Annotated in this window: 23 protein-coding genes; 16 read left to right on the top strand and 7 right to left on the bottom strand. The window is 71.4% G+C overall.

The genetic code is table 11. From position 1 onward, the window contains the following. The first annotated feature begins 19 nt into the window (after positions 1 to 19). The 11 genes from M8J74_RS14970 (at position 20) to M8J74_RS14920 (ending at position 12,607) form a co-directional block, all read left to right on the top strand. Positions 20 to 1,165 (top strand): Gfo/Idh/MocA family protein, encoded by a 1,146-nt coding sequence (locus M8J74_RS14970; RefSeq protein WP_249836867.1) that lies wholly within the window; start codon positions 20 to 22, stop codon positions 1,163 to 1,165. After that, positions 1,165 to 2,010: a DUF6807 domain-containing protein gene (locus M8J74_RS14965; protein WP_249836866.1), complete on the top strand. Its 846-nt coding sequence runs from the start codon at positions 1,165 to 1,167 to the stop codon at positions 2,008 to 2,010. Before M8J74_RS14970 ends, M8J74_RS14965 begins: the two co-directional genes overlap by 1 nt. Further along, complete coding sequence (locus M8J74_RS14960) at positions 2,007 to 3,509, top strand: glycoside hydrolase family 43 protein (RefSeq protein WP_249836865.1); 1,503 nt, start codon at positions 2,007 to 2,009, stop codon at positions 3,507 to 3,509. The genes M8J74_RS14965 and M8J74_RS14960 overlap by 4 nt, the downstream gene beginning before the upstream one ends. Positions 3,510 to 3,642: 133 nt before the next feature. Next, positions 3,643 to 4,980: an ABC transporter substrate-binding protein gene (locus M8J74_RS14955; RefSeq protein ID WP_249836864.1), complete on the top strand. Its 1,338-nt coding sequence runs from the start codon at positions 3,643 to 3,645 to the stop codon at positions 4,978 to 4,980. 91 nt (positions 4,981 to 5,071) lie between these two features. Further along, complete coding sequence (locus M8J74_RS14950; protein ID WP_249836863.1) at positions 5,072 to 5,848, top strand: rhamnogalacturonan acetylesterase; 777 nt, start codon at positions 5,072 to 5,074, stop codon at positions 5,846 to 5,848. Positions 5,849 to 5,861: 13 nt separating this feature from the next. Then, entirely contained in the window at positions 5,862 to 7,172 is a 1,311-nt protein-coding gene (locus M8J74_RS14945) for a pectate lyase family protein (RefSeq protein WP_372500187.1), read from the top strand. A 69-nt stretch (positions 7,173 to 7,241) separates the two neighbouring features. Continuing rightward, positions 7,242 to 8,372, top strand: a complete 1,131-nt coding sequence (locus M8J74_RS14940) for a pectinesterase family protein (protein WP_249836861.1) — start codon at positions 7,242 to 7,244, stop codon at positions 8,370 to 8,372. 1 nt (position 8,373) lies between these two features. Beyond that, a complete protein-coding gene (locus M8J74_RS14935) occupies positions 8,374 to 9,402 on the top strand; it encodes a pectinesterase family protein (RefSeq protein ID WP_249836860.1) in 1,029 nt (342 codons plus the stop codon). After that, the gene (locus tag M8J74_RS14930) at positions 9,389 to 10,549 is read left to right on the top strand and encodes a dienelactone hydrolase family protein (protein WP_249836859.1); all 1,161 of its coding nucleotides are present in this window, start codon (positions 9,389 to 9,391) and stop codon (positions 10,547 to 10,549) included. The genes M8J74_RS14935 and M8J74_RS14930 overlap by 14 nt, the downstream gene beginning before the upstream one ends. A gap of 38 nt (positions 10,550 to 10,587) precedes the next feature. Continuing rightward, positions 10,588 to 11,700 carry a right-handed parallel beta-helix repeat-containing protein gene (locus M8J74_RS14925; RefSeq protein WP_249836858.1) on the top strand — a complete coding sequence of 371 codons (1,113 nt, stop codon included), beginning with the start codon at positions 10,588 to 10,590 and terminating at the stop codon, positions 11,698 to 11,700. A gap of 109 nt (positions 11,701 to 11,809) precedes the next feature. Continuing rightward, complete coding sequence (locus tag M8J74_RS14920) at positions 11,810 to 12,607, top strand: HAD family acid phosphatase (RefSeq protein ID WP_058926084.1); 798 nt, start codon at positions 11,810 to 11,812, stop codon at positions 12,605 to 12,607. Here M8J74_RS14920 and M8J74_RS14915 read toward each other — a convergent pair. The 3 genes from M8J74_RS14915 to M8J74_RS14905 all read right to left on the bottom strand — a co-directional run bounded on the left by M8J74_RS14915 (position 12,604) and on the right by M8J74_RS14905 (position 16,548). Continuing rightward, the gene (locus M8J74_RS14915) at positions 12,604 to 14,802 is read right to left on the bottom strand and encodes a glycoside hydrolase family 43 protein (protein WP_249836857.1); all 2,199 of its coding nucleotides are present in this window, start codon (positions 14,800 to 14,802) and stop codon (positions 12,604 to 12,606) included. The two genes, M8J74_RS14920 and M8J74_RS14915, sit on opposite strands and share 4 nt — an antisense overlap. A 334-nt stretch (positions 14,803 to 15,136) precedes the next feature. Next, positions 15,137 to 15,985 (bottom strand): hypothetical protein, encoded by an 849-nt coding sequence (locus M8J74_RS14910; RefSeq protein ID WP_249836856.1) that lies wholly within the window; start codon positions 15,983 to 15,985, stop codon positions 15,137 to 15,139. Further along, a complete protein-coding gene (locus M8J74_RS14905) occupies positions 15,982 to 16,548 on the bottom strand; it encodes a SigE family RNA polymerase sigma factor (RefSeq protein ID WP_249836855.1) in 567 nt (188 codons plus the stop codon). Before M8J74_RS14905 ends, M8J74_RS14910 begins: the two co-directional genes overlap by 4 nt. A gap of 231 nt (positions 16,549 to 16,779) precedes the next feature. On the opposite strand from M8J74_RS14905, the gene M8J74_RS14900 reads away from it, so the two are divergent. Next, the gene (locus M8J74_RS14900) at positions 16,780 to 18,240 is read left to right on the top strand and encodes an NCS2 family permease (RefSeq protein ID WP_249836854.1); all 1,461 of its coding nucleotides are present in this window, start codon (positions 16,780 to 16,782) and stop codon (positions 18,238 to 18,240) included. Between the two features lie 85 nt (positions 18,241 to 18,325). Here M8J74_RS14900 and M8J74_RS14895 read toward each other — a convergent pair whose 3' ends face one another. From M8J74_RS14895 to M8J74_RS14885, 3 genes are all read right to left on the bottom strand, one after another. Beyond that, a complete protein-coding gene (locus M8J74_RS14895) occupies positions 18,326 to 19,777 on the bottom strand; it encodes a peptidoglycan D,D-transpeptidase FtsI family protein (RefSeq protein WP_249836853.1) in 1,452 nt (483 codons plus the stop codon). Between the two features lie 74 nt (positions 19,778 to 19,851). Next, a complete protein-coding gene (locus M8J74_RS14890; protein ID WP_058926090.1) occupies positions 19,852 to 20,322 on the bottom strand; it encodes a GNAT family N-acetyltransferase in 471 nt (156 codons plus the stop codon). An 18-nt stretch (positions 20,323 to 20,340) separates the two neighbouring features. Further along, positions 20,341 to 21,114 (bottom strand): IclR family transcriptional regulator, encoded by a 774-nt coding sequence (locus M8J74_RS14885; RefSeq protein WP_249836852.1) that lies wholly within the window; start codon positions 21,112 to 21,114, stop codon positions 20,341 to 20,343. Between the two features lie 130 nt (positions 21,115 to 21,244). Between M8J74_RS14885 and M8J74_RS14880 the strand changes: the two genes are divergently transcribed. After that, the gene (locus M8J74_RS14880; RefSeq protein ID WP_308406049.1) at positions 21,245 to 22,774 is read left to right on the top strand and encodes an aldehyde dehydrogenase (NADP(+)); all 1,530 of its coding nucleotides are present in this window, start codon (positions 21,245 to 21,247) and stop codon (positions 22,772 to 22,774) included. Positions 22,775 to 22,800: 26 nt separating this feature from the next. Next, the gene (locus M8J74_RS14875) at positions 22,801 to 23,409 is read left to right on the top strand and encodes a DUF1349 domain-containing protein (RefSeq protein ID WP_058926093.1); all 609 of its coding nucleotides are present in this window, start codon (positions 22,801 to 22,803) and stop codon (positions 23,407 to 23,409) included. 79 nt (positions 23,410 to 23,488) lie between these two features. Here the strand turns inward: M8J74_RS14875 and M8J74_RS14870 are convergent, their stop codons facing one another. Then, positions 23,489 to 24,862 carry an MFS transporter gene (locus M8J74_RS14870; RefSeq protein ID WP_249836851.1) on the bottom strand — a complete coding sequence of 458 codons (1,374 nt, stop codon included), beginning with the start codon at positions 24,860 to 24,862 and terminating at the stop codon, positions 23,489 to 23,491. A 70-nt stretch (positions 24,863 to 24,932) separates the two neighbouring features. On the opposite strand from M8J74_RS14870, the gene M8J74_RS14865 reads away from it, so the two are divergent. Beyond that, positions 24,933 to 25,934, top strand: a complete 1,002-nt coding sequence (locus M8J74_RS14865) for a GlxA family transcriptional regulator (protein WP_249836850.1) — start codon at positions 24,933 to 24,935, stop codon at positions 25,932 to 25,934. Continuing rightward, positions 25,931 to 26,434, top strand: coding sequence for a GNAT family N-acetyltransferase (locus M8J74_RS14860; protein WP_249836849.1), 504 nt, complete (start codon positions 25,931 to 25,933; stop codon positions 26,432 to 26,434). Before M8J74_RS14865 ends, M8J74_RS14860 begins: the two co-directional genes overlap by 4 nt. The last annotated feature ends 6 nt before the right edge of the window (positions 26,435 to 26,440 follow it).

The following is a 26,440-nucleotide window of genomic DNA, read 5'->3' as shown; positions in this document are numbered from 1 at the left end:
CCAGCGCAGGGAGGATCCCATGAGCACCGTAGACATCGTCCTGGCGGGCGCGCGCGGCCACGGCCGCTGGCACCTCGACAACATCCGGCGCCTTCAGGACAAGGGCATCGTCCGGCTGGCGGGCATCTGCGAGCTGACGCCGCTCGGCGCCGACGAGATCCCCGACGGCCTCGGCACCCCCGAGCAGTCCGCCGACTTCGGCGCCCTCCTCGACTCCACCGGTGCCCGGGTCGCGGTGATCTGCACGCCGATCCCCACGCACACGGACCTCGCGCTGACCGCCGCCGCCCGGGGCGTGCACATGCTGCTGGAGAAGCCGCCCGCGCCGTCGTACGCGGAGTTCCGGCGGATGGCCGACGGGGTCGCCGCGGCCGGGGTCGCCTGCCAGATCGGCTTCCAGTCGCTTGGCTCGCACGCCGTGCCGGCGATCCGCGAGATGATCGCCGAGGGCGCCGTCGGGGACATCGTCGGGATCGGCGGAGCCGGCGCCTGGGCGCGGCCGGAGTCGTACTACCGGCGGGCGCCCTGGGCCGGGAAGCGGCGGCTGAACGGCGTCGACGTCGTCGACGGCGTGCTGACCAACCCGCTCGCCCACGCCGTCGCCACCGGCCTCGCGCTCAACGGCTCCGCGCGCGCCGAGGACGTCACCGACGTCGAGCTGGAGCTGCTGCGCGCCAACGCCATCGAGTCCGACGACACCTCCTGCGTCCGCGTCACCACCGCGCAGGGCCGCCAGGTCACCGTCGCCGCGACCCTGTGCGCCGAGGAGCCCGGCGAGCCGTACGTCCTGATCCACGGCACCCGCGGCCGCATCACCTTCTGGTACAAGCAGGACCGGGTCCTGCTCCAGCGCGCGGACCACGGCCCCGAGGAGTACGAGTACGGCCGCACCGACCTGCTGCAGAACCTGGTCGACCACCTCACCGACGGCGACGACCTGCTGGTCGTCCCGGACGTCACGGGCGCCTTCATGAAGGTCGTCGAGGCCATCCGGCTGGCCCCCGATCCCACCCCGCTGCCGGACACGGCCTGGCGGCTGCTCCCCGAGGAGGAGCGCCGGGTCGTCCCCGGCATCGACGCCCTGGTCGCGGCCGCCGCCGACACCCTCGCCCTCTACTCCGAACTCGGCGCCGGCTGGGCCCCACCGAGAGAGGTGAGCACCTGATGACGACCCACGACTCCACGGTCCTGCGGGTCTCGGGCCGCCCGGTCGGCCGCTACGTCACCCGGCCCGAACTCCCCGCCAGACTCTCCCCGCGCCCCTATCTGCACCCCGTCACCACCCTGGCCGGCACGGCGGTCACCGAGCTCAGCCCCGCCGACCACACCCACCACCTCGGCGTCGGTGTCGCCGTTCCCGACGTCGAGGGGCACAACTTCTGGGGCGGCCGGACCTACGTCCGCGACCGGGGCCCCACCGAGCTGGACAACCACGGCGCCCAGCGCCACGTCTCCTTCCAGCTGCGCGACCCCGACGGCTTCGTGGAGGAGCTGCGCTGGGTGGCGTCCGGGGCGGAGCTGCTGCGCGAGCGCCGTACGGTGGCCGCCACCGAACTCACCGACACCGCCTGGGCGCTGGACTTCACCTTCTCCCTCACCAACGTCACCTCGGGCCCGCTCTCCCTCGGCAGCCCCGCCACCAACGGCCGCCCGGGCGCCGCGTACGGCGGCTTCTTCTGGCGGGCCCGCAAGGAGGAGGACGCCCCGCACGTCTTCACCCCCGACCGCGAGGGCGAGCCGGCGGTGCACGGCAGCCGCGCCGACTGGCTCGCCCTGGCGGGATCCACCTGGACCCTCGTCCTCGCCGGTGCCACCGACGCCACCCGGCGCGACCCGTGGTTCGTGCGCACCGCCGAATACCCGGGCGTGGGCTCGTCGTTGGCGTCCGAGGAGCGGCTCCCGGTCGAGCCGGGCGGCACCGTCGTACGCCGTGTCGTCACCGTCGTCGCCGACGGGCGGCTGGGCCGGGACGAGGCGGCGGCGCTGGTCCGCAAGGCGGTGAGCCGGTGACGACGTACACCAACCCCGTCCTGAACGCCGACTGGTCCGACCCGGACGTCCTGCGCGTCGGCGACGACTTCTACCTCACCGCCTCCAGCTTCGGCCGCGCCCCGGGCCTGCCCCTGCTGCACTCGCGCGACCTGGTCAACTGGACGCTGGTCGGCCACGCCCTCGAACGCCTCGAACCCGAGGCCGAGTTCAGGACGCCACGGCACGACTGCGGCGTGTGGGCACCGGCGTTCAGGTACCACGACGAACGCTTCTGGATCTTCTGGGGCGACCCCGACCAGGGCGTCTTCCAGGTCAACGCCCCCGCGGTGCGCGGCCCGTGGACCCGGCCGCACCTGGTCAAGGCCGGGAAGGGCCTGATCGACCCCTGCCCGCTGTGGGACGAGGAGACGGGTGACGCCTACCTGGTGCACGCCTGGGCCAAGTCCCGTTCGGGGGTGAAGAACCGTCTCACCGGCCACCGGATGCGTCCCGACGGCACCGAGGTCCTCGACGAGGGCAAGGTGATCGTCGACGGGGACCGGATACCGGGCTGGTTCACCCTGGAGGGCCCCAAGCTCTACCGGCACGACGGCTGGTTCTGGATCCTCGCTCCCGCGGGCGGGGTGGAGACCGGCTGGCAGGGCGCCTTCCGCTCACGGGGCTTCTTCGGGCCGTACGAGGAGCGGATCGTCCTGGAGCAGGGGCACACCGACGTCAACGGGCCGCACCAGGGCGGCTGGGTCCGCACCCGGACCGGCGAGGACTGGTTCCTGCACTTCCAGCAGCGGGGCGCGTACGGCCGGGTCGTCCACCTGCAGCCGATGCGCTGGGGGAGTGACGGCTGGCCGGTGATCGGCGACGAGGGCGCCCCCGTCGCCGTGCACGAGGCGCCCGCGCTGCCGGCCCAGCCGCCCGCCGCGCCCGCCACCGACGACGACTTCCCCGGCGGACGCTTCGGCCGCCAGTGGAGCTGGACCGCCAACCCCCGGGACGGCTGGGCCACCCAGCACTCCGGCGACGGCCTGCGGCTGTCCTGCGTCCGCTCGGCCGACGCCCACGACCCGCGCAGACTCCCGAACGTCCTCACCCAGCGGCTGCCGGGGACCCCGTCGGCCGTCGAGGTGGAGCTGACCCTGCACAGCGAGGAGCCGGGGGCGCGGGCGGGACTCGCCGTACTCGGGGACGCGTTCGGCTGGATCGGGCTGCAGCGGGGCGGCGACGGGGCGGTGCACGTGGTGCACCGGTTCGCCGAGGCCGTCGCCGACCACGAACGGGACGCGGACCACCCGCGGCTCGCCCCCGAGGGACGGGTGCGACTGCGGATCGAGATCGGGGCGGGCGCGCGCTGCCGCTTCCTCTACGACACCGGTCGGGGCCCGCGCCCCTCCGGGCCCGTCTTCTCCGCCACCCCCTGGCGCTGGGTCGGCGCCCTGCTGGGCCTGTTCGCCGTCGCGCCCGCCGGAACGGGACACGCGGGCGCGGCAACCTTCACGCGCTTCAGGATCGACTCCCTGTAACCCCCCGCCGCAACGCCGCACCGCACAGCAACACCCCTGTAGCAAGCGCTTGCCCCGAGCGGGTGGTGCCGCACCGCGCACCGTCCCCCCACAACCTCACATCTCCGTAGGAACCAGAAGAGAGAGCCGGCCAATGAAGACCAGCATCCGCAGAAACAGGCGCGCCGCCGTCGCCGTCGCCCTGGGCTCCGTGCTCGCCCTGACCGCCACCGCCTGCGGTGACGACGGCAGCGGCAGCGCGGGGGACAAGGGCAACGAGGGGTCCGGCAAGGGGGAGATCACCTTCTGGGACAACAACGGCGGTGTCCGCACCGACATCTGGAAGCAGATCATCTCCGACTTCGAGAAGAAGTACCCGAACATCAAGGTCAACTACGTCGGCATCCCGGCCGCGAGCGCCCAGTCGAAGTACGACACCGCCATCCAGGGCGGCGGGCTGCCCGACGTCGGCGGTGTCGGCACCGCGATGCTCGCCGAGGTCGCCGTCCAGGGCGCGCTGGAGCCGCTGGACGGCCGGCTGGCGAAGAGCCCGCTGAACGGCAAGCTCAGCCAGAACCTGGTGCAGAGCAGCAAGGCGGCCGGCGGCGGCGACCAGCTGTACCAGATCCCGACCTCGTCGAACAACGGCACGCTGTGGTACCGGACGGACCTGTTCAAGAAGGCCGGCCTGGACGCGCCGACGACGTGGGACAAGTTCTACACGGCGGCCGACAAGCTCACCGACAAGGGCAAGAACCGGTTCGGGTTCACCATCCGCGGCGGTGAGGGGTCCATCGCCCCGGCGCTGGACGCGGCGTACAGCCAGAGCGGCATCACCTCGTTCTGGAACGGCGACAGGACGACGGTCAACGACCCCAAGAACGTCGCCGCGCTGGAGAAGTACGTCGCCCTGTACAAGAAGGACACCCCGTCCGCCGACGTCAACAACGACTTCACGAAGATGGTCGCCCAGTGGGACAGCGGCACCATCGGCATGCTCAGCCACAACCTCGGTTCGTACCAGGACCACTTGAAGGCGCTGGGCGCGGACAAGTTCCGGGGCCTGCCGAACCCCACGCAGGCCGACGGCACCCGCGTGCAGATATCGAACCCCGTCGACGGGCTGAGCCTGTTCAAGTCCAGCAAGAACAAGGCGGCCGCCTGGAAGTTCGTCGAGTTCGCCCTCTCGCAGGAGGAGAACTCGAAGTTCAACCAGTCCGCCGGGCAGATCCCGGCGAACACCGACGCCGCCGAGGACGCCTGGATCCAGAAGGCCGAGCCCACCAAGCTGGCGGCCGAGGCCCTCAACGGCGCCGGCACGAAGATCGTGCAGCTGCCGTACTACCTGCCGGACTGGAACACGATCTCCAAGGCCGACAACGAGCCGAACTTCCAGAAGGTGCTGCTCGGCAAGATGAGCGCGAAGGACTTCCTGAACACGCTGGCCGACCAGCTGAACAAGGCGCAGGCGGACTGGAAGCAGAACCACTGACGGTGCCGGGTTCGGGCGTGGGGGACCGCGGGGCCGTCGTGACTGGTCGCGCAGTTCCCCGCGCCCCTGGACGTGGGAAAGGTGAACGGTCTTGTCGCTTACCCGTAGACAGGTCGCCGCGGCCGCGGTGGGTGTCGTTCCGATCGTCGGGCGGTCCCCGGCGAGGAAGCAGCGCACCCTCTACATCGCCGGTGATTCCACCGCCGCCCAGAAATACGCCGACGCGGCCCCCGAGACGGGGTGGGGGATGGCGCTCCCCTTCTTTCTGCGGAAGGACGTCGTCGTCTCCAACCAGGCCGTGAACGGCCGCAGTTCGAAGAGCTTCGTGGACGAGGGACGGCTCGACGCCCTTCTCGGCACGATACGGCCGCACGATCTGCTGGTCGTCCAGTTCGCGCACAACGACGAGAAGAGCGGGGACCCCACCCGGTACACCGAGCCCTGGACGACGTACCAGGAGCATCTGCGGCTGTACATCGAGGGCGCCCGGGCCCACGGCGCCCGCCCGGTGCTCGCCACCCCCGTCGAGCGGCGCCGTTTCGACGCCGACGGCAACGCCGTGCCCACCCACGGCGACTACCCGGCGGCGATGCGCGCGCTCGCCGCGGAGGAGCGGGTGGCGCTGCTCGACGTCGAGGCGCTGTCGCTCGCCCTGTGGCAACGGCTCGGCGTCGAGGCGACGAAGACGTACTTCAACTGGACGGACACCGAGCAGGACAACACGCACTTCAACCCGCCGGGGGCCATCGCCGTGGCCCGGCTCGTGGCGCAGGAGCTGCTGCGCACCCGGGTGCTCGCCCGGCCCGACGTCATCCGGCTGCACGAGGAGATCCCGACCTCGTGGATCACCTGGCCACCCGCAAGCTGAGGAGAACCGCACCGTGCGTACACAGAAATGTCATGGACGTGTCATAGGAACCGTCGTGGGCTGCACCGCCCTCGTGCTGGCGGTCACCGGGACCGCGCAGGCCGCCCACCGGCCCTCCCCGGACCGGCAAGTGCTGCCCGCGAGCGACGGCTGGGCCTCCTACGGCACCGGCACCACCGGTGGCGCCGCCGCCGACGCCGCGCACGTCCACACCGTCACCGACTGGGCCGGCTTCAAGGCCGCCCTGGCCGACGGCGGCAGCGCACCGAAGATCATCAAGGTCAAGGGCACCATCGACGCCGACGGACCGAGCTGCGCCTCGTTCGAGGCGCCGGGATACGACTTCGACACCTATCTGAAGACCTACGACCCCGCCGTCTGGGGCCGTGACAAGAACCTGGACGGCGAGCCGGACGCCAGCCCCGAGGGCCTGCGCCGCGCCTCACAGGCCAACCAGGACGCCTACATCAAGGCGTACGTCCCGGCCAACACCACGATCATCGGCATCGGCGAGAACGCCGGCTTCCGGGGCGCCAGCCTGCAGATCAAGGGCGTCGACAACGTCATCGTCCGCAACCTCGGCCTGGAGAGCCCGCTCGACTGCTTCCCGCAGTGGGACCCCACCGACACCGCCGACGGCAACTGGAACTCCGAGTACGACAGCGCGGTGGTCTACGGCTCCACCCACGTGTGGATGGACCACGACACCTTCACCGACGGCGACCACCCGGACAGCACCCTGCCGTACTACTACGGCCGGATCTTCGAGCAGCACGACGGCGAGCTCGACATCGTCAAGGGCGCCGACTACGTCACCGCCTCCTGGAACGTCTTCGAGGACCACGACAAGACGATCCTCATCGGCAACAGCGACAGCGCCTCGACGGCCGCCGTGGACCGGGGACATCTCAAGGTCACCTTCCACCACAACCTGTTCGCGAACCTCGTCGAGCGCGCGCCCCGGGTGCGGTTCGGCCAAGTGGACTCCTACAACAACCACTTCGTCGCGGGCGACGGCTACTCCTACAGCTACGGCATCGGCATGGAGTCCCGACTCGTCGCCGAGCACAACGCGTTCACGCTGCCCGACGCGGCCAAGGCCGGTTCGATCCTGAAGAAGTGGAAGGAGGCGCCGCTGACCGCCGACGACAACTACGTCAACGGCGAGCTCACCGACCTGATCGCCGTCCACAACGCCCAAGTGCCCACGGAGGTGCTCCAGTCGGGCGCCGGCTGGACGCCGACCCTGCGCACGAGGGTCGACCCGGCCCGGGCCGTCCCCGGGATCGTCGACCACTGCGCGGGCGCGGGCAAGCTGCGCTGACGCCCCTGGCCGGGGCGCACGGCGCCCCGGCCCCCTCTCCCCAGAGCCGCGACTCGAAGGACCACTCGTATGCCCTCGCCGCACCTTCCCCCGTCCCGGAGGGGTTTCCTCCGCGCCGGTGCCGGGCTGGCCGCCTCGGTCGGCCTCGCCACCGCCGCCGCCCCCGCACGAGCCGCCGAGCGGGCCTGCCCCTTCGGCCGCCACGGCTCGCCCGAGCGCCGCCTGACCCCGCGGACCCTGTACGTCGACCCGTACGGGCGGGGCGACTTCACCTCCGTCCAGGCCGCCGTGACCGCCGCCACCGGCAGCGGCCGGACGCTGGTCATCGCGCCCGGCACCTACCGGGAGACCGTCCTCCTGGACGCCACCCGCACGGAGGCCACCTGGATCGGCGCCTCGGAGGACCCCCGGGACGTCGTGATCGTCTACGACCACGCCAACGGCACCCCCAAGCCCGGCGGCGGCACCTACGGCACCACCGGATCCGCCACCACCACCCTCCAGGCCGACGGCTTCACCGCCCGCTGGATCACCTTCGCCAACGACTGGCTGCGCGCCGACCACCCCGACATCACCGGCACCCAGGCGGTCGCCGTCAAGGTGCAGGGCGACCGGAGCTCCTTCACCCACTGCCGCTTCCTCGGCCACCAGGACACCCTGTACGCCGACTCGACGGCCCTCACCGTCTTCGCCCGCCAGTACTACGCGCACTGCTACGTCGAGGGCGACGTCGACTTCGTCTTCGGGCGGGCCACGGCCGTCTACGACCGCTGCCACTTCCGCACGCTGAACCGCGCCGACCTGGCGGCGGCCCCCTACGGCTTCGTCTTCGCGCCCTCCACGGCGGCCGCCAACCCGCGCGGCTACCTGGTGACCGGCAGCCGGGTGAGCAGCGAGGCACCGGACGGCTTCTACAAGCTGGCCCGCCCCTGGGTGCCCGGCTCCGACACCACCGCCCGCCCCATGCTCACCGTCCGCGACACCCACCTCGGCCCCGGCATCGACGCGGTCGCGCCCTACACCAACATGTCGGACACCTACCCGTGGCAGGACCAGCGGTTCGCCGAGTACCGCAACACGGGTCCCGGCGCGGCCGTCAGCGTGCCCGTCAACCGCCCCCAACTCACCCGCGAACAGGCCGCGTCGGCGACCCGCGAGGTCTACCTCGGCGACTGGACGCCCTGGAAGGAGGGCCGCTGAGATGCGCCGGCGCACCCTTCTCACCGGCATCGCCGCCGGACTCGCGGCCCCGGGCACCACGCCCGCCCTCGCCGCCGGCCGCCGGCCCCTGCACGTCCGCCCCGGCGACAGCGTCCAGGCGGCCGTGGACGCGGTGGACGGACCCGGCGGGACGATCGTCGTGCACCCGGGGACGTACCGCGAGGTCGTCGCCGTTCCCGCCGAGACGACGGACCTGACGATCCGCGGGGCCACCGGCGACCCGCGCGACACCGTCATCGTCTTCGACCGCGCGAACGGCACGAAGAAACCCGACGGCACGACCTACGGCACCGCGGGCTCCGCCACCTTCACCTCGGCGGCCGCCGGACTGACCGTCCGCGACCTCACCCTCGCCAACGACTGGCTGCGCGCCGACCACCCCGACATCACCGGCACCCAGGCGGTGGCCGCCTACACCTACGGCGACCGCACCCGCTTCGACAACGTCCGGCTCCTCGCCCACCAGGACACCCTCTTCGTCGACACGACCGCGCTGGACGCCTTCGACCGGCAGTACTTCTCGCGCTGCCACATCGAGGGCGACGTCGACTTCGTCTTCGGGCGGGCCACGGCGGTGTTCGACCGCTGCCGCTTCCACACGCTGGCACGGGACGTCGACTTCACCCCGAAGGGCATGGTCTTCGCGCCCTCCACCGCCCGCGCCAACCCGCACGGCATCCTCGCCGTCCGCTCCCGGATCACCTCCGGCGCGCAGGACGGGGCGTACAAGCTGGCCCGGCCCTGGGTGCCGTCGTACGAGACGACCGCCTTGCCGTCCCTGGTCGTCCGGGACACCTGGATCGGGCCCGGCATCGATCCGGTCGCCCCCTACACCACCATGCGCGACGCCTATCCCTGGCAGTCCATGCGTTTCCGCGAGTACGGCAACTCCGGTCCCGGCGCGGTGATCCCGGTCCCGGAGAACCGGCCGCAGCTCACCCCGGAAGAGGCGCGGGCGCACACTGTACGGAGCTGTCTCGGCGACTGGTGTCCCGATGTCCGGGGCTGAGCGGCTGAACCGCCGGACCTTCGTCACGGGGGCCGCCGCGGCCGCCTTCCTCGGCGCGGCGCCGGGCTCCGCCGAGGCCGCCGACCTCGTCGCCGGCAACCTCCCCGACTTCCACCAGGCCCTCAAGGACGAGCTGAACTTCCCGCTCGCGTTCGGCACTTCGCCCGTCCGTGACATCCGGGCCTGGCGGCGGGCCGCCCGCGCCACCGTCGAGGAGCACCTCCTCGTCCCACGGCAGGACGGGACGCCGTACGCGCCCGACCACCAGGAGCCCTCCCGCGGCGACGGCTACACGCGGGAACTGGTCACGCTCTCCCTCACCCGCTACGAGCGGGTCCGCGCCGCCCTCCTCACCCCGGACGGGCCCGGTCCGTTCCCGGCCGTGCTCCTTCTGCACGACCACGGCGCCAGGTTCGACATCGGCAAGGAGAAACTCGTCCGGCCCTGGTACGACGACACCCGGCTCGCCTCCGCCGAGGCCTGGTCGGAGAAGTACTTCAGCGGGCGGTTCGTCGGCGACGAACTGGCCCGGCGCGGTTACGTCGTGCTCTGCGCGGACGCGCTCGGCTGGGGCGACCGCGGGCCCGTCGCCTACGACCAGCAGCAGGCCCTCGCCTCCAACTTCTACAACCTCGGCTCCTCGCTCGCCGGGCTCATGGCCCGCGAGGACGCCCGCGCCGCGGGGTTCCTCGCCGGCCTCCACCGGGTCGACGCCCGGCGCGTGGCGGCCGTCGGCTTCTCCATGGGCGGCTACCGCGCCTGGCAGACCGCCGCGCTCAGCGACCATGTCGCGGCCGGCGCCGCCGTCTGCTGGATGACCGGCCTGAAGGAAATGATGGTGCCCGGCAACAACACGCTGCGCGGGCAGTCGTCGTACTACATGCTCCACCCCGGGCTCGCCCGGCACCTCGACATCCCCGACGTGGCGAGCATCGCCGCCCCCAGGCCGATGTACTTCCTCGACGGCGCGCAGGACCCGCTCTTCCCCGCCGACGGCGTCCGGGCCGCCTACGCCAGGCTGCGCGCCGTCTGGGACTCGGCCCACGCCGGACAGCGGCTGCGCACCGAGACCTGGCCGGGCCTCGGCCACGTCTTCACGCAGCCCATGCAGGACGAGGTCTTCGACTGGCTCGACGCCGTCCTGTGAACCGTCCCCCCACCCGCACGAGCAAAGGACCGCTCTCCATGTCTCGTCGTACCGCACCGGCCACCCTCACCGCCCTCGCCCTGGGCACGGGCCTCGCCGTCCTGCCCGGCGAGGCGCAGGCCGCGACCGTCGTCGTCAGCAACTCCACCGACCTGTCCAACGCCATCAAGAACGCCACCGCCGGCACGGTCATCCAGGTCCGCGGCGGCACTTATTACCCGACGGCCACCCTCCAGTCCACGGCCAACGGCACCTCCTCCGCGCCCGTCACGCTCACCGCGTACGGCTCGGAGACCGTGAAGATCGACGGTTCGTCCCTGCCCTCCGGTTCCTGGATCTTCAAGCTGACCGCGGACTACTGGAACGTCTCCAACATCACCTTCCAGAACTCTCCGGACAGCGCGGTCGTCTGCCAGTCCTGCACCGGCACCAACTGGAACAACGTCAAGACCATCAACGGCGGCGACTCCGGCTTCACCCTCACCGGCGACGGCACGGTGAACAACACCGTGAAGAACCTGGACAGTTACGGCAACTACGACGCTGCCACCCACGGCCAGAACGCCGACGGTGTCGCCGTCAAGTTCGGCTCCGGCACCGGCAACCTCGTCACCGGGGCCCGCCTGTACAACAATTCGGACGACGGCATCGACCTGTGGTCGTTCTCCTCGCCGGTCACCATCGAGCACACCTGGTCCTTCGGCAACGGCAGGAACCGCTGGGGTGACAGCGCCTTCGAGGGCAACGGCAACGGCTACAAGCTGGGCGGCAACGGCCCCACGGTCGCCCACGTCGTCAACAACTCCGCCGCCTGGGACAACGCCGGCAACGGCTTCACCGAGAACTCCAACACCGGCGCGATCGTCATCAACCGCACCACGGCCTACGCCAACGCCAAGTGGGGCTACTACTTCGCCACCGGCGCGGCAAAGCTCGGCAAGAACCTCGCCGTGGGCAACGCGGGCGGCGCGGTGAGCAAGGGCACCTCGGTCACCTCGGCCGGCAACAACTGGGACTCCGGCATCTCGACCCCCGCCTTCAGGTCCACGGACGCGTCGACCGTCTACAACGCCCGCCAGTCCGACGGCTCCCTGCCCGCGACGACCTTCCTGACGACGGGCAGCTCCACCATCGGCGCGACGATGAACTGAACCGGAACCTTCCCGTCCGGGGCGCTTGACCCGTTTTTTGCCTCCGATCGAGGTATCGATCGGGCAACGGGTCTCGCGCCCACGGGGGTGACGCGCGTAGAAACCTGTCATGCATAAGCCACTGCGTATCGCGGCGATCGCCGCAGCGTGTGCCCTCTCCGGCGGCGCCCTCTACGGCGCCGGTGCGGCGACGGCCGGACAGTCCACGGCCAACTCCACCCACGAGCCCTACAACATCGGGCTCCTGGTGAAGGACATCGACACCTACTACGGCACCACGGCGGACGCCAACGGCGTGTACCAGGCGTCCCCGGACAGCCCGTACGCCCAGGACCTGGCGCACATCGACGCCGCCGCCCGCAAGTACATCGACCAGGCGGCCCGCAAGGCCCACCACCGCGGCGAGAAGCCGGCCGTCGTCTTCGACATCGACGACACGCTGCTGCTCAGCCTGGACTACGAGAAGCGCTACAACTACACGTACAACTCGACCACCTGGGCCGACTACGTGAACAAGGCGGACCGCCCGGGCGTCTTCGGCTCCGCCGAGCTGGTCCGCTACGCCGAGTCCAAGGGCGTCGAGGTCTTCTACAACTCCGGTCTGAGCGAGGCCCAGCGCTCCGCCGCCGTGGAGAACCTGAAGAAGATCGGCGCCGATGTGAACCTCGACGCCGACCACATGTTCCTCAAGGACAAGGCCAACCCGCCGGCCTACCTGTCCTCCTGTGCCACGCCGGGCACCTGGACCTGCACCACCGTGCAGTACAAGTCCGGCACCCGCGAGCACATCGAGGACGACCTCGGCTACGAGATCGTCGCCAACTTCGGCGACCAGTACTCGGACCTGGACGGCGGCTACGCCGACCGCACGTACAAGCTGCCGAACCCGACGTACTTCGTCAGCTAGTCCCTCACGGGCCTGATCGACTCCAGGGTCGGCACGACCGGCTGAAGGGTACCGTCCGCGGCGAACCACAGCCGGTCGGCGGTCGTCTCCCGGTGCATGCCGTCACCGCCGGGCCTTCCCGGCCCGGCGAGGGCGAACCGGTGGTAGACGATGTACCAGTCGTCGGTGCCGGGCACGTTCACCACGGAGTGGTGGCCGGTGCCCAGGATCCCGTACTCGGGACGCTTCGACAGGATCGTCCCCCGCTCGGTCCACGGGCCGAGCGGGGACGGTCCCGTCGCGTAGGCGACGTGGTAGTTCTCGCTGCGGGTGTCGTCCTCGGACCACATGAAGTAGTACGTGCCCTTGCGCTTGACCACGAAGGACCCCTCGCGGAAGCCGGCCGGGGTGATGTCCTTCACCTTCGCCGGGTCGTACGACGTCATGTCGTCGTTCAGCGGGACCACGTACCCGTGTCCGTTGCCCCAGTAGAGATACGACGTCCCGTCGTCGTCGGTGAAGACGGCCGGGTCGATCATCTGGCCCCCCAGCGAACCGCCCTTCGCCACCAGGGGTTTGCCGAGGGCGTCCTTGAACGGGCCGGCCGGGGAGTCGGCGACCGCGACGCCTATCTGCTGCTCGGCGCAGAAGTAGAGGTAGTACTTGCCGTCGCGCTCGGCGATCGCGGGCGCCCAGGCGTACTTGTCCGCCCAGGAGACGTCGGGGCCGAGGTCCAGGACGACGCCGTGGTCCTTCCAGTGGACCAGGTCGCGTGAGGAGTACGCCTTGAAACTCGTGCTGCTCCAGCCCTGGTTGCCGTCCGTCGTCGGATAGATCCAGTACTGGCCGTCGAGATAGGCCACGTCCGGGTCGGCGTTGAGGCCGGGCAGGATGGGGCTGCGGGTGCGGACGGCCTCGACCGTCCAGGTGCGGCTCGTGCCGTCGGCGGCGGTCACCGTGTACGTCCGCGGGGTGCGGAAGTCGCGGTGCGTACCGGACTTCGGGGTGAGGGTCGCGCCCCGGGCGACCGCGATCCGCGGCGCGAGGTGCGCGAGGTCGGCGTCCGGCTCCATCGGCAGCACGACCTTCGACGCGCTGTCGGTGACGACGGCGTAGCCCTTCTGGTCCTTCGCCGTGGCGTCCATGACCGAGGTGGGGGTGCTCGGGTAGGCGGCCAGCAGCCGGTCGTACTCCGCCTGCGTCACCGGCATGACCGTGCCGTGCCGGGGGCTGGCCGGCAGCTGGTAGTCCTTCGACATCGTCCACGTGCCCGAGTCGAGGTCGGTGGTCTCGAACGGGACGTAGCCGCGCTCGCCGTACTCGTCGATGAACAGGTACCACTTCTTCTCGGTGTTGGACCGGAAGACCGTCGGCCCCTCGCCGCGGGCGATCGACCCGCTGCCGATGCAGTCGGAGACGAAGTCGTATGCGGCGGAGGTCAGGCTCGTCGACTTCTCCGCCGTGATGAACTTCGAGCAGGGGGAGTCGGACGACGGGTTCCGCTCGTCCTTGGTGTAGCGGTAGTACGTGTCCTTGTACTTGACCACCGTCGAGTCGATCACCGAGTAGCCCGGGTCGTCCCAGACCTTCGGCGCGCTGAAGGTGCGGAAGTCCCTGGTGGTCGCGTACATCATGCGGTTGTACTGGTCGCCGGTGTGCTCGGGGTCGTCGTCGGCGTACAGTTTCGACGCCCAGAAGACGACGTACTCGCCGAGCGAGTCGTCCCAGTAGGCCTCCGGCGCCCAGGTGTTGCCCGCGTTGTCGGGGGCCACCTTCACCAGCCGCTGGTCGCTCCAGTGGACCAGGTCCGTGGACTCCCAGATCATGATCGACTTGCTGCCGTGCCGCTGGACCTGGTCCCAGCTGCCGCTGCTGTTCCGGTACATCCTGAGGTCGGTGGCGATCAGGTAGAACCTGTCGCCCTCGGGGGAGCGGATGACGAACGGGTCGCGCAGCCCCTTCTCGCCGATCGTCGACGTCAGCACCGGCTTGCCCTGGTTCAGCTCGCGCCAGTGCAGCGGGTCGTTGCCCCGGCTGAGGGCGTAGCGGATCTGTTCGCCGTCGGCGGTGCCCTCGCCCGTGAAGTAGGCGAAGAGATAGCCGGCGTACTGGGGGTGCTTCACGGGCGGGGCTCCTGAGTGGGCGGTACCGGGCGGTGCGGCGAACAGGCCGAGGAGGAGGGCGAGGCAGACGACGAGCACGGCTCTGGGGCGCATCGGCGATCCTGTCGGAGTGTGGGGGTTTCTGTTGGGTGTTGCGCGCCTTCGGAGTGTTCCCAGCGGGAAACTGCGCGTCAACAGCCAGGGGCGGGCAGGACGCGGGCGAAACTTTCGATGAGTCGGCCCGGAACGACGAACGCCCCGCCGGTCGTCACCGGCGGGGCGTCCCTGTCGCCGACGAGGGGGGCTCTGTCGGCGGCTGCTGACCGAGGGGGGCTCAGGTCAGCAGGTCCACTGAGGACGTCATACCGTCCTCCGTCCGTCTTTACGCACTACTAGGGACGTCGAAAGGGGAGATGAGGTTGTGTCACGGTGGGACACCGTGGCGCCGTCACGAGCCGTCCGCGCCGCTGGTGTGCGCCGCGAAGCCGCCGCCCACCGCGCGCTGCCGGCCTTCCGCCGTCGCCCGGACCGTGTAGCCGTCGTCCTTGGCGTCCCGGCCGCCGCGCTGGTGGTTGTACTGACCGGCGAACACCCACTCGCCCGTGGGGACCGTACGGCCCGCCTTGAGCGTCCAGGTGTACACCAGGAAGCCGTCCCGCTCGCCGACAGTGAGGTCGAAGTCCTGTTCCGGCAGCGAGCGCCAGGCCCCCGTGTTGCTCACCCCACCGGTCTGCGCGACCTTCAACTGCACGACCAGAGAGGTGAGGTGGGCGCTGGTCCTGAGGGTGATGTCGCTCTGCGCCCAGAAGTCGTTGCTGTGCGGGTCCACCGCGCCGTCCGCCCACAGGGGCCCGTCGCTCTCGCCGCCGGCGGACGGCAGCACGGTGACGGAGGCGGACGGCTTCGTCGGGGACGGGATGCCACTGGGCCGGTGGGTGCCCGGAGTTCGGCTCGGCGCGGGTTCCACCGGCGGTACGGGCGCCCGGCTCGTCGCGTCCGGTGAGGGCCTGGGCGTCGGGGACACCGCGACCGTCTGCTGCGGGGGAGCGTCGTCCTTCACCGCGGACGCCACCGCGTACCCGCCGACCGCGAGCATGCCCGCGACCGCGGTCGTGGCGCCCACGACCCGCACCCAGCTCCACACCTGCGGCCGCGTGGCCCGGTGCCCGGAACGGTCGGCCTCGGAGCCCATGCCCCGCTCGATCCTGGCCAGCATGCGGGCCCGGTCCGGCTCGTGCGCCTCGGCCGCCTCGTGCAGCCGGGCGCGCAGCTCGTCGTGCACGTCCCGCTGCCTCATCGCGCCGTTCCTCCGGTCTCGCCGCCGCGCGCCATCGCCGCGTGCACCTTCTGTGGGCCGCCCCGGGAGCCGAGGACCTTCTGCAGCTCGGCCATCCCCTTGGACGTCTGGGACTTCACCGTACCCACGGACACACCCAGGGCGAGCGCGGTGTCCTTCTCCGACAGGTCGAACGCGTGCCGCAGCACCACGCACGCCCGCTTCCTGAACGGCAGCCTGCGCAGGGCCTCCTGGACGTCGACGACACCCGCTATGTCGGGGTTCTCCGTCCTCTCCTCGCGCTGCGACCAGAACAGCGAGACGCGCCGGCGTTCACGGACGGCGCTGCGGATGCGGGTGCGGGCGAGGTTGGCGACGACTCCGCGGGCGTAGGCGACCGGATGGTCCGCGGCGCGCACCCGGTCCCAGCGGTGCCACAGCGCGAGCAGCGCGTCCGCCGCCAGGTCGTCGGCGGCGTCCGGCTCGCCGGTCAACAGATGCGCGAGCCGGGAGAGTTCGGCGTAGTGCCGCTCGAAGAAGGCATGGAACTCCATGGAGGCTGCGTCGTCGACGACAGTGCCCACGGGCGACCTCTCTGTGGGTGTCATGCGAATGACATGTGATCATCCGGAGTGCCCCGGCCGAGATCCGGAAGCGTAGCAGCGGCCGACCGACCGCTCTCGTACGGGCCTTCGAACAGGGTGTGACGGGCCGGTCGATTCCGTAACACGGAGAAAACCTGAAACGCGTTCATCGTGGGAACAATCCAGCCAGCATCCGCACTCGTCCGATCAGGCACCGAGGAGCACCCGCCCATGTCCGACACGAAGGACCCCCAGCAGGCCGCCGGCCGGCCGACATCCGCGCCACCAGCGGCGAACGGCGTCGACCGGTTCTTCCGGATCTCCGAACGGGGATCCGGCTTCGGCCGGGAGATACGCGGCGGCTTCGCCACGTTCTTCACCATGGCCTACATCCTCGTCCTGAATCCCATCATCCTCGGCAGCGCGAAGGACAAGTTCGGCCACCAGCTCGACACCGGCCAACTCGTCACCGCCACCGCCCTGGTGGCCTGCGTGATGACGATCATCATGGGCGTCGGCGGCAACCTCCCGCTCGCCATCGCGGCGGGCCTCGGCCTCAACGCCGTCGTGGCCTTCCAGCTGGCGCCGCTGATGAGCTGGCCCGACGCGATGGGCCTGGTCGTCCTCGAAGGCGTCCTGATCTGCGTCCTGGTCCTCACCGGGCTCCGGGAAGCGATCATGAACGCGATCCCGCAGCAGCTGAAGCAGGCCATCGGCGTCGGCATCGGCCTGTTCATCGCCTTCATCGGCTTCGTCGACGCCGGGTTCGTCAGCCGCATCCCGGACGCCGCGAACACCACCGTGCCGGTGCAGCTCGGCGCCGTCGGCCGGCTCACCGGCTGGCCCGTGCTGGTCTTCTGCGTCGGCGTGCTGCTCACCATCGCGCTGCTCGCGCGCAAGGTGAAGGGCGCGATCCTGATCAGCATCATCACCATGACGGTCGTCGCGATCGTCATCAACGCCGTCGCCGACGTCAAGAGCTGGGGCCTGACCACCCCCAAGCTGCCGGACAAGATCGTCGCCGCCCCCGACTTCGGGCTGATCGGCCACTTCAGCCTGTTCGGCGGCTTCGCCAAGGCCGGCATCCTCACCGCCGTCCTGCTGGTCTTCACCCTGATCCTGTCGGACTTCTTCGACGCCATGGGCACCATCGTCGGCATCAGCGCGGAGGCCGGACTGCTCGACGACCGGGGCCAGGTGCCGGGAATCGGGCGCGTGCTGTTCATCGACGGCGCGGCGGCCGTGGCCGGCGGTGTGGGGTCGGCCTCCTCCAACACCGCCTACATCGAGTCGGCGGCGGGCGTCGGCGAGGGGGCGCGCACCGGGTTCGCGAACCTGATCACCGGCGGCCTGTTCGGACTGGCGCTGTTCCTCACGCCGCTGCTTACCATCGTCCCGCTGCAGGCCGCGGCGCCGGCCCTGATCGCGGTCGGCTTCCTGATGATGACCCACGTCAAGCACATCGACTGGGACCGGTACGAGATCGCCATCCCGGCGTTCCTCACCATCGCCGTCATGCCGTTCACCTACTCCATCACCGACGGCATCGGCGCGGGCTTCCTCGCCTACGTCCTCATCAAGGCGGTGCTGGGCAAGGCGCGGGACGTGCACTGGCTGCTGTGGGGGGTGTCGGCGCTGTTCCTGGTGTACTTCGCGATCGATCCGGTGGAGCAGATCCTCGGGGTGAAATGAAGTGACGTGACTGCAGCGCCCCGTAAGGGGCGCGGGGAACTGCGCGACCAGCCACGGACGGCCCGCAGCCGATCGCGCAGTCCCGTCAGCCCTCCAGCGCCGCCTTCATCATGGCCTTGGCCACCGGCGCGGCCAGCCCGTTGCCGCTCACCTCGGAGCGCGCCGCGTTCGACTGCTCGACCACGACCGCCACGGCGACCTCCTTGCCGCCGGCCTTGCCGTAGGACGTGAACCAGGCGTACGGCGTCTGGCTGTTGTTCTCGCCGTGCTGGGCCGTGCCCGTCTTGCCGCCGACCGTGACGCCGGAGATCCGCGCGTTGGTGCCGGTGCCCTTCTCCACGACCGTCTGCATGGCCGACTGCAGCTGCTCGGCGGTCGAGGAGCTGACGATCTCCTTGGTGCCCGCGCTGTCGTCGTAGTTCTTCAGCACGTCACCGCCGCCGTCGGTGATCTGCGCGACCATGTGCGGCGAGACCAGCTTGCCGCCGTTGGCGATCGCGGCGGACACCATCGCCATCTGCAGCGGGGTGGCGGTGACGTCGAACTGGCCGATGCCGGTCAGGGCGGTGGAGGACTCGTTCATGCCGGTGGGGTAGACGCTGGTGTACGCCCGCACCGGCACGTCCTGGGCGTCGTCGTTGAAGCCGAACTTCTCGGCCATCGCCCGCACCTTGTCCTGGCCCAGCTGCACGGCCATCCGGGCGAAGACGTTGTTGCAGGAGTACTCCAGCGCGGTGCGGATCGAGGCGTTCTCGCAGGGCGCGTTCGGGTTCTCGTTGGACAGCTCGCGGGTGGTGCCCGGCAGGGTGTACGGATCGGGGCTGTCGGTGTGCTGCTCCACGGAGGAGTACAGGCCGTCCTCCAGCGCGGCCGCCGCCACGACCAGCTTGAACGTCGACCCCGGCGGCAGCGGCTGGCGCAGCGCCCGGTTGGTCAGCGGCTTGTCCGGGTCGGCGTTGAGCTTCTTCCAGGCCGGGCCCGCCGTGTTGGCGTCCGTCAGGGACGTCGGGTCGTACGACGGCGTGGAGACGACCGCGAGGATCTTCCCCGTCTTCGGGTCGATCGCGACGGCCGCGCCCTTCTTGGCGCCGAGCGCGTCGTACGCCGCCTTCTGCACGGCCGGGTCGATCGTCGTGACCACGTCTCCCGGCTCGGCGCGCTTGCCGGTGACCGTGTCCATCACGGTCTTCAGGCGGTTGTCCGTGCCGTTGAGCAGGTCCTGGTAGATGCCCTCCAGCTGGGTGGGGGCGTACGCCTGCGAGGCGTAGCCCGTCACCGCCGCGTACAGCGCGCCGTCCTTGTAGGTGCGCTTGTACGCCAGGTCGCCGCTCTTCGTCCGCGCCGAACCGGTGACCGAGCGTCCGGCCACGATGATGTTGCCGAGCGGCTCCGCGTACGTCTGGATCACGTTGCGCCGGTTGTACTTGTCGTCCGCTAGGGCCTTGCCGTCGTAGTACTGCACCCAGGTCGCCCGGATCAGCAGGGCGAACACGAGCAGCAGCACGAAGACGGAGGTCCGCCTGATCGTCTTGTTCATCGCGATCGTGAAGACGAGCGGGAAGGGGCGGAACGTTCCCTTCCCGCCGGATTCTCATCGGGCGCTCATGAACCTCACGCCTCCAGCGTGAGCACGACCTCGTCGATCTCCGCGCCCCGTGCGTTCGCGAACCCCGTCGCATGCGCCGTCAGCCGGAACCCGCACTTCTCCAGCACGCGCCGCGAGGCGGCGTTGTCCGCCGCGGCCCGCGCGTACAGCGGCCGCTCCGGCACCTCGGCCAGCAGCGCCCGCAGCGCGGCCGTGGCCACACCCCGCCCCCAGTACGCCCGGTCCACCCAGTAGGTGACCTCACGCTCGCCCGGGTCCCCGTACACGGCCGCGCTGCCCACCACGTCACCTTCCAGCAGGACCGTGCGCAGCACGTCCCCGCCGGCCCGGATCCGTTTCCAGTGGGCGTCGAAGGCGTCCCGGTCGGCGGGATCCTTCGCGGTGAAGGCGGCCATGTGCAGGGCCTCGGGATCGTTCATCTGCCGGAAGAAGACGGGCAGATCGCTGTCGTGCACCTCACGCAGTACGACGTCCATGGAGGAAGAGGCTAGGGGTCACAGTCGGCGGGTCGCCAGGGTGAGTCGGTCGCGCGCGTCGAACAGGGCGTCCTTGACCAGCTGTTCGTGCGCCGGCGTGAGCCGGGCCACCGGCACCGAGCAGCTGATCGCGTCGCGCGCAGGCGTGCGGTAGGGGATGGCGACGCCGAAGCAGCGCAGGCCCAGCGTGTTCTCCTCGCGGTCGACGGCGAAGCCCTGCTCGCGCACCTGGTGCAGTTCCTCGATGAGCTTCTCCCGGTCGGTGATCGTGTTCTCGGTCAGCGCGGGGAGCGTCTCCGGGAGCATCTTGCGGACCTGCTCGTCGGAGTACGTGGCGAGGATCGCCTTGCCGAGCGAGGTCGAGTGCGCCGGCAGGCGGCGGCCGACGCGGGTGAAGGGGCGCAGGTAGTGCTGGGACTGGCGGGTGGCGAGGTAGACGACGTTCGTGCCGTCCAGCCGCGCCAGGTGGATCGTCTCGGTGGTGTCGTCCGAGAGGCGGTCCAGCGTCGGGCGGGCCGCGGCGACCACCTCGTCGCCGTCGATGTAGGAGGTGCCCACCAGCAGCGCCCGTACCCCGATGCCGTACCGCGTGCCCGTCGCGTCGGTCTCCACCCAGCCCAGCTCCACCAGTGTGCGCAGGAGCATGTAGAGGCTGGACTTGGGATATCCGACGGCCTCCTGGACCGATGCGAGGGAGTGCATGCCGGGGCTGCCGGCGAAGTACTCGAGCAATTCGACGGTTCGCACCGCGGATTTGACCTGCGCCCCGCCGCCTGTCTCGGCTGCCGACATCGCCCTGGACCCCTTCGTTGGACGAGAAACCGAAGTTATAGTCTCCAACAGCATATTCATCATCAGAGACAGCGTTCAGTATATCGAACGACCCTGGTGAATGACCCTGATACACCTGGAGGGATCCGCGGTGGCAGCAGCACCAGTCTGGAGTGTCGACCCCCGAACCGGGAAGCAGCGGGAACAGGTTGCGGTGGAGGCCACAGCCCAGGAGGTCGACGCCGCCGTCCGCGCCGCCCACGCGGCCCGCGCCTCCCTCGCCGACCGCGCCGTCCGCGCGGCCTTCCTGCGCACCGCCGCCGAACAGCTGGAGGCGGCCAAGGACGGGCTCGTCGAGACCGCCGACGCGGAGACCGCGCTCGGCCCGGTCCGGCTCACCGGCGAACTCGCCCGCACCTGCTTCCAGCTGCGGGCCTTCGCCGACATCGTCGACGAGGGCGCCTTCCTCGACGTGATCATCAACCACCCCGACGACACCGCGACGCCCCCGATCCCGGACCTGCGCCGCTACAAGGTGCCCCTCGGCGTGGTGGCCGTCTACTCGGCCTCCAACTTCCCCTTCGCCTTCTCCGTCGCCGGCGGCGACACCGCGAGCGCGCTCGGCGCGGGCTGCCCGGTCGTCGTCAAGGCCCACCCCGACCACCCGGCCCTGTCCGAGCTGGTCGCCAAGGTGCTGCGCCGGGCCGCCGCCGCGCACGGCATCCCCGAGGGCGTCCTCGGCCTGGTGCACGGCTTCGAGGCGGGCATCGAGCTGGTCCGGCACCCGCTGGTCTCGGCGGCCGGCTTCACCGGTTCCGTCAAGGGCGGCCGCGCCCTGTTCGACGCGGCTGCCGCGCGGCCGGTGCCGATCCCCTTCCACGGCGAGCTGGGCTCCCTGAACCCCGTCGTCGTCACGGAGGCCGCGGCCGCCGAGCGCGCCGAGGCCATCGGCGCGGGCCTGGCCGGCTCCATGACCCTCGGCGTCGGGCAGTTCTGCGTGAAGCCCGGCCTGGTCCTGGCCCCGGCGAGCTCGGCGGGCGACCGCTTCCTGAAGTCGCTGACCGACGCCGTGAGCGACACGGACGCCGGGGTGCTCCTCGACCACCGCATGCGCGACAACTTCATCGCCGGGGTCGCCGAGCGCACCAAGCTGCCGGACGTCGAGTCGCCGGTGACGCCCGGCTCGGGCGGCGAGCACACGGTGAGCGCCGGCTTCCTGACCGTCGCGGCCGACAAGCTCACCGAGGAGGGCGCGTACGACCTCCTGCTGGAGGAGTGCTTCGGCCCGGTCACGGTCGTCGTCCGCTACGACGACGACGCCCAGGTCCAGAGCGTGCTCTCACGCCTGCCCGGCAACCTCACCGCGACGGTCCACCTGTCGGCCGAGGAGGCCGCGGGCGAGGGACGCGGCGCGGAGATCCTGGCGGAGCTGACGCCGCTGGCCGGCCGCGTGCTGGTCAACGGCTGGCCGACGGGCGTCGCCGTGGCCCCGGCCCAGCACCACGGCGGCCCGTACCCGGCGACGACGTCGACCTCGACGTCCGTCGGCGGTACGGCCATCGAGCGGTGGATGCGGCCGGTGGCGTACCAGGGCGCGCCCGAGGCGCTGCTTCCGCCCGAGCTGCGGGACGACAACCCGCTCGGGCTGCCGCGTCGGTTCAACGGCCGGCTGGAACGCTGACCGGACCCACCTGACACAATCGCCCGATGGACGTCGAACTCCCCGAACTCCCCTTCGCCCTGCGCACATACGGCCCCGAGGGCAACTGGTCCTACGAGGACGGTGTGCTCACCGGCTGGGCCGGCCCCCGGCAGGACCGGTTCGTGCCGCCCACCGGTGAGGCCCTCGAACCGGCCTCGGACGCCCCGCGGCTGCTGGGCTGGCCCGAGGGGGACTTCCAGCTGATCGCCCGCGTCACGGTCGGCTTCGCGGGGGCGTTCGACGCGGGGGTCCTCTACGTCCATGTCGGCGAGCGGGCCTGGGCCAAGCTGTGCCTGGAGTACTCCCCGGATGTGCCCACCGTCTGCACGGTGGTCACCCGGGGGCACTCCGACGACGCCAACTCCTTCACTGTGGACGGCAGTTCGGTATGGCTCCGGGTCAGCCGCACCGGCCGCGCCTTCGCCTTCCACGCCTCCCGCGACGGCGAACGCTGGACCTTCGTCCGCCTGTTCACCCTGGGCGCCGAGAAGGAGACGGACGCGGCCCTGGTCGGCTTCATGACCCAGTCCCCGATGGGCGAGGGCTGCGTCGTCACCTACGACCACATAGAGTTCCGCCCCCACTGGCCCGAAGACCTGAGAGACGGCAGCTGAGCACACCCAGCCCGTCCGGCGTTTGAGGACAAGGCCCGTTCAGGGCCGAAGGGGGGTCTGGGGGCACAGCCCCCAGCACTCACCGCAACCGCACCGTACCCGCCCAGGCCAGCGCCAGCGCCCCCGCACTGATCAGCAACGCCACCCGCATCCCGTCCACGAACCCACCCCCCACCAGCGACCCGAACACCGCGATCCCCAGCCCCCCGGCCACCTGCCGCGCAGCGTTCAGCACGCCCGCCGCGAGCCCCGCCCGCTCCACCGGCACCGCGTCCATCATCGCCGCCGTCAGCGGCGGCACCGTCAGCGCGCACCCCAGCGCCAGCGGCACGAGCAGCACGGCCGTCAGGACGGGGGACGTGCCGGCGTCGACGTACAGCAGGAGGAGCAGGCCCACGACGGCGAGCGCCTGGCCCACCAGCATCGGCGGCTTCGCCCCGTACCGCCCCGCGAGCTTGCCCGCGACGACGTTCGTCACCGCGATCAGGCCCGTCATGGGCAGGAACGCCAGCCCGGCGCGCAGCGCGGACAGCCCCTGGACCTGCTGGAAGAAGAGCGAGAAGACGAACACCACGCTGTAGAAGGCGACGCTCACCGCCGCGCCCACCGCGACCGTCACGGCCACCGTCCGGTCGCGGAACAGGCCGAGCGGGACGACGGGGTGCGGGCTGCGGGCCTCGACCCGCAGGAAGACCGCGCCCGCGACCAGGCCCACCGCCAGGGCCGCCCAGCCCGCCGTGCCCCCCTCGATCACCGCGAACGTGACAGCCGTGAGCGCCACCACCGCCGTCGCCTGCCCGGGCAGGTCCAGCGGGGCCGGCCGGCGCCCGGAGCGCGGGGCCCGGACCAGCAGCGCCAGGATCAGCGCCCCCACCGGCAGGTTGACGAAGAAGATCCCGCGCCAGTCCCACGCCGTGGTCAGCAGGCCGCCCGCCACCGGCCCCAGCGCCACCGCCGCCGAACCGCCCGCCGCCCAGGTCGCCACCGCCCGCGCCCGCCGCGCCGGTTCCGGGAACGCCTGCCGCACCAGCGCCAGCGAGGCCGGAAGCACCACCGCGGCGGCCATGCCCTGCACCACCCGGGCGCCGATCAGGGCCGGCAGGCCCGGCGCCAGCCCGCAGGCCACCGAGGCGAGCGTGAAGACGCCGGTGCCGAGGGCGAACGCGCGGCTCGCCCCGGACCGGTCCGCGAAGGCCCCGGTGGACAGCATCAGCGCGGCGAAGGGCAGCGTGTAGGCGTCGACGACCCACTGCAGCCCGGACATCCCGGCGTCGAGGGAGGAGCCGATCGCGGGCAGGGCCACGTTCACCACGGACGCGTCGAGGCAGATCAGCGCGAAGCCGAGCAGGGCGGCGGTGAGGGTGAGCGCGGGCGAGGACTTCCGGGCCTCGACCGTCAACTCCTCCACGGAGGGCGCGAGTTCGTCGCCTCTGAGGGTGCGGTTCGTCGTCATGGGTCCATGCTGCGGATCTGCCGCGTCGTACAGTAGTGGCCTGAACGACAGGGAACCGGAGGTTCTGGCCATGCCCCAGCCCCAGGCGCTCGCCCCGCACCGCATCGCCGTGATCGCGCCCTCGCCCGTGTCGATGTTCAACCTCGCCATCCCCGAGATGCTGTTCGGCAAGGTCGAGGTGGACGGGCGGCCCGGCTACGAGGTGATCATCTGCGCCGCCGAGCCGGGACCGGTGCCCACCAGCGGCGGGCTCGACCTGTACGTCCGCCGCGGCCTCGACGCCGTGCGGGAGGCGGACACGGTCGTCGTCGCCGGCACCGGCGCGCCCTACGAGCCGGACGCGAGGATCGTGGCCGCCGTCAAGGAGGCCGCCGCCGACGGCAAGCGCGTCGCCTCCCTGTGCACCGGCGCCTTCCAGCTCGCCGAGGCGGGCCTGCTGGCCGGCCGCAGGGCGACGACGTACTGGGCGCACGCCGAGGAACTGCGCAGGCGCTACCCCGAGGTCGACCTCCAGGGCGACGTCCTCTACGTCCAGGACGGCCCGTACGTCACCTCCTCCGGCTACGCCGCCGGCATCGACCTGTGCCTGCACGTCATCCGCACCGACTACGGCGCCGCCGTCGCCAACGAGGTCGCCCGGCGCGCGCTCGTCGCGCCCGTACGGCCCGGCGGCCAGACGCAGTTCACGCACACCCCGCTGCCCCCGGAGCGCGGCAACGCCTGCTCCGACACCCGGGGCTGGGCCATGCGCCACCTCGACCAGCCCCTCACCCTCACCGACCTGGCCCGCCACGCGGGCGTCTCGGTACGGACCCTCACCCGCCGCTTCCGCGCCGAGAGCGGGGTCAGCCCCCTGCAGTGGCTGCTCCACCAGCGCATCGAGCGCGCCAAGGAGCTGCTGGAGACCACCACCCTGCCCATGGACCAGGTGGCCCGCGCCAGCGGCCTGGGCACCGCCGACTCGCTGCGCGCCCATGTGGTCCGCCGCACCGGCCTGACGCCGAGCGCGTACCGCACGCAGTTCAGCCGGCTGGGAACCGCGGCCTCCGCGGACACGTCCTCCGCAGCATGATCAGTGACCGAGTCACGGGCGCCCGGGTGATCCGCACGGTGCTGCCCGCCGAGGCCGAGGCCGTCACCGCCCTGCACGCGCGCGCCCGGGCGACCTACTACCCGGACGGGGTCCCCGAGGACGGCACCGACTGGCTCGCCGCCTGGCACGGCGCCATCACACGGCCGGACGGCGAGGTGCTCTGCCTCGTCGAGCAGGGCCGCATCGTCGCCGTCGCCTCCTTCCGCACCCCGCCGGACGCCGACGCGGACACGGTCAAGCTGTACCAGTTCCACGTCGACCCGGACGCCTGGCGCCGCGGCGTCGGCACGGCCCTGCACACCGCCTGCGCCGAACAGTGGCAGGCCGACGGCCGCCGCGTCGCGGTCCTCGACGTCCACGTCGACAACCAACGTGCCCAGGCCTTCTACGCCCGCCAGGGCTGGGTCCCCGACCCGGAGAACCCGCCCGCCGAGGACGACCACCACCTGTTCCTGCGGTATGCGGTGGCGGGGGAATGATCCCCG

It is taken from the genome of Streptomyces panaciradicis (genome assembly GCF_023516615.1).
Taxonomy (GTDB): domain Bacteria; phylum Actinomycetota; class Actinomycetes; order Streptomycetales; family Streptomycetaceae; genus Streptomyces; species Streptomyces panaciradicis.
Note: the sequence above shows the minus strand (reverse complement) of the source record. Positions and strands in the feature narration are given on the sequence as shown.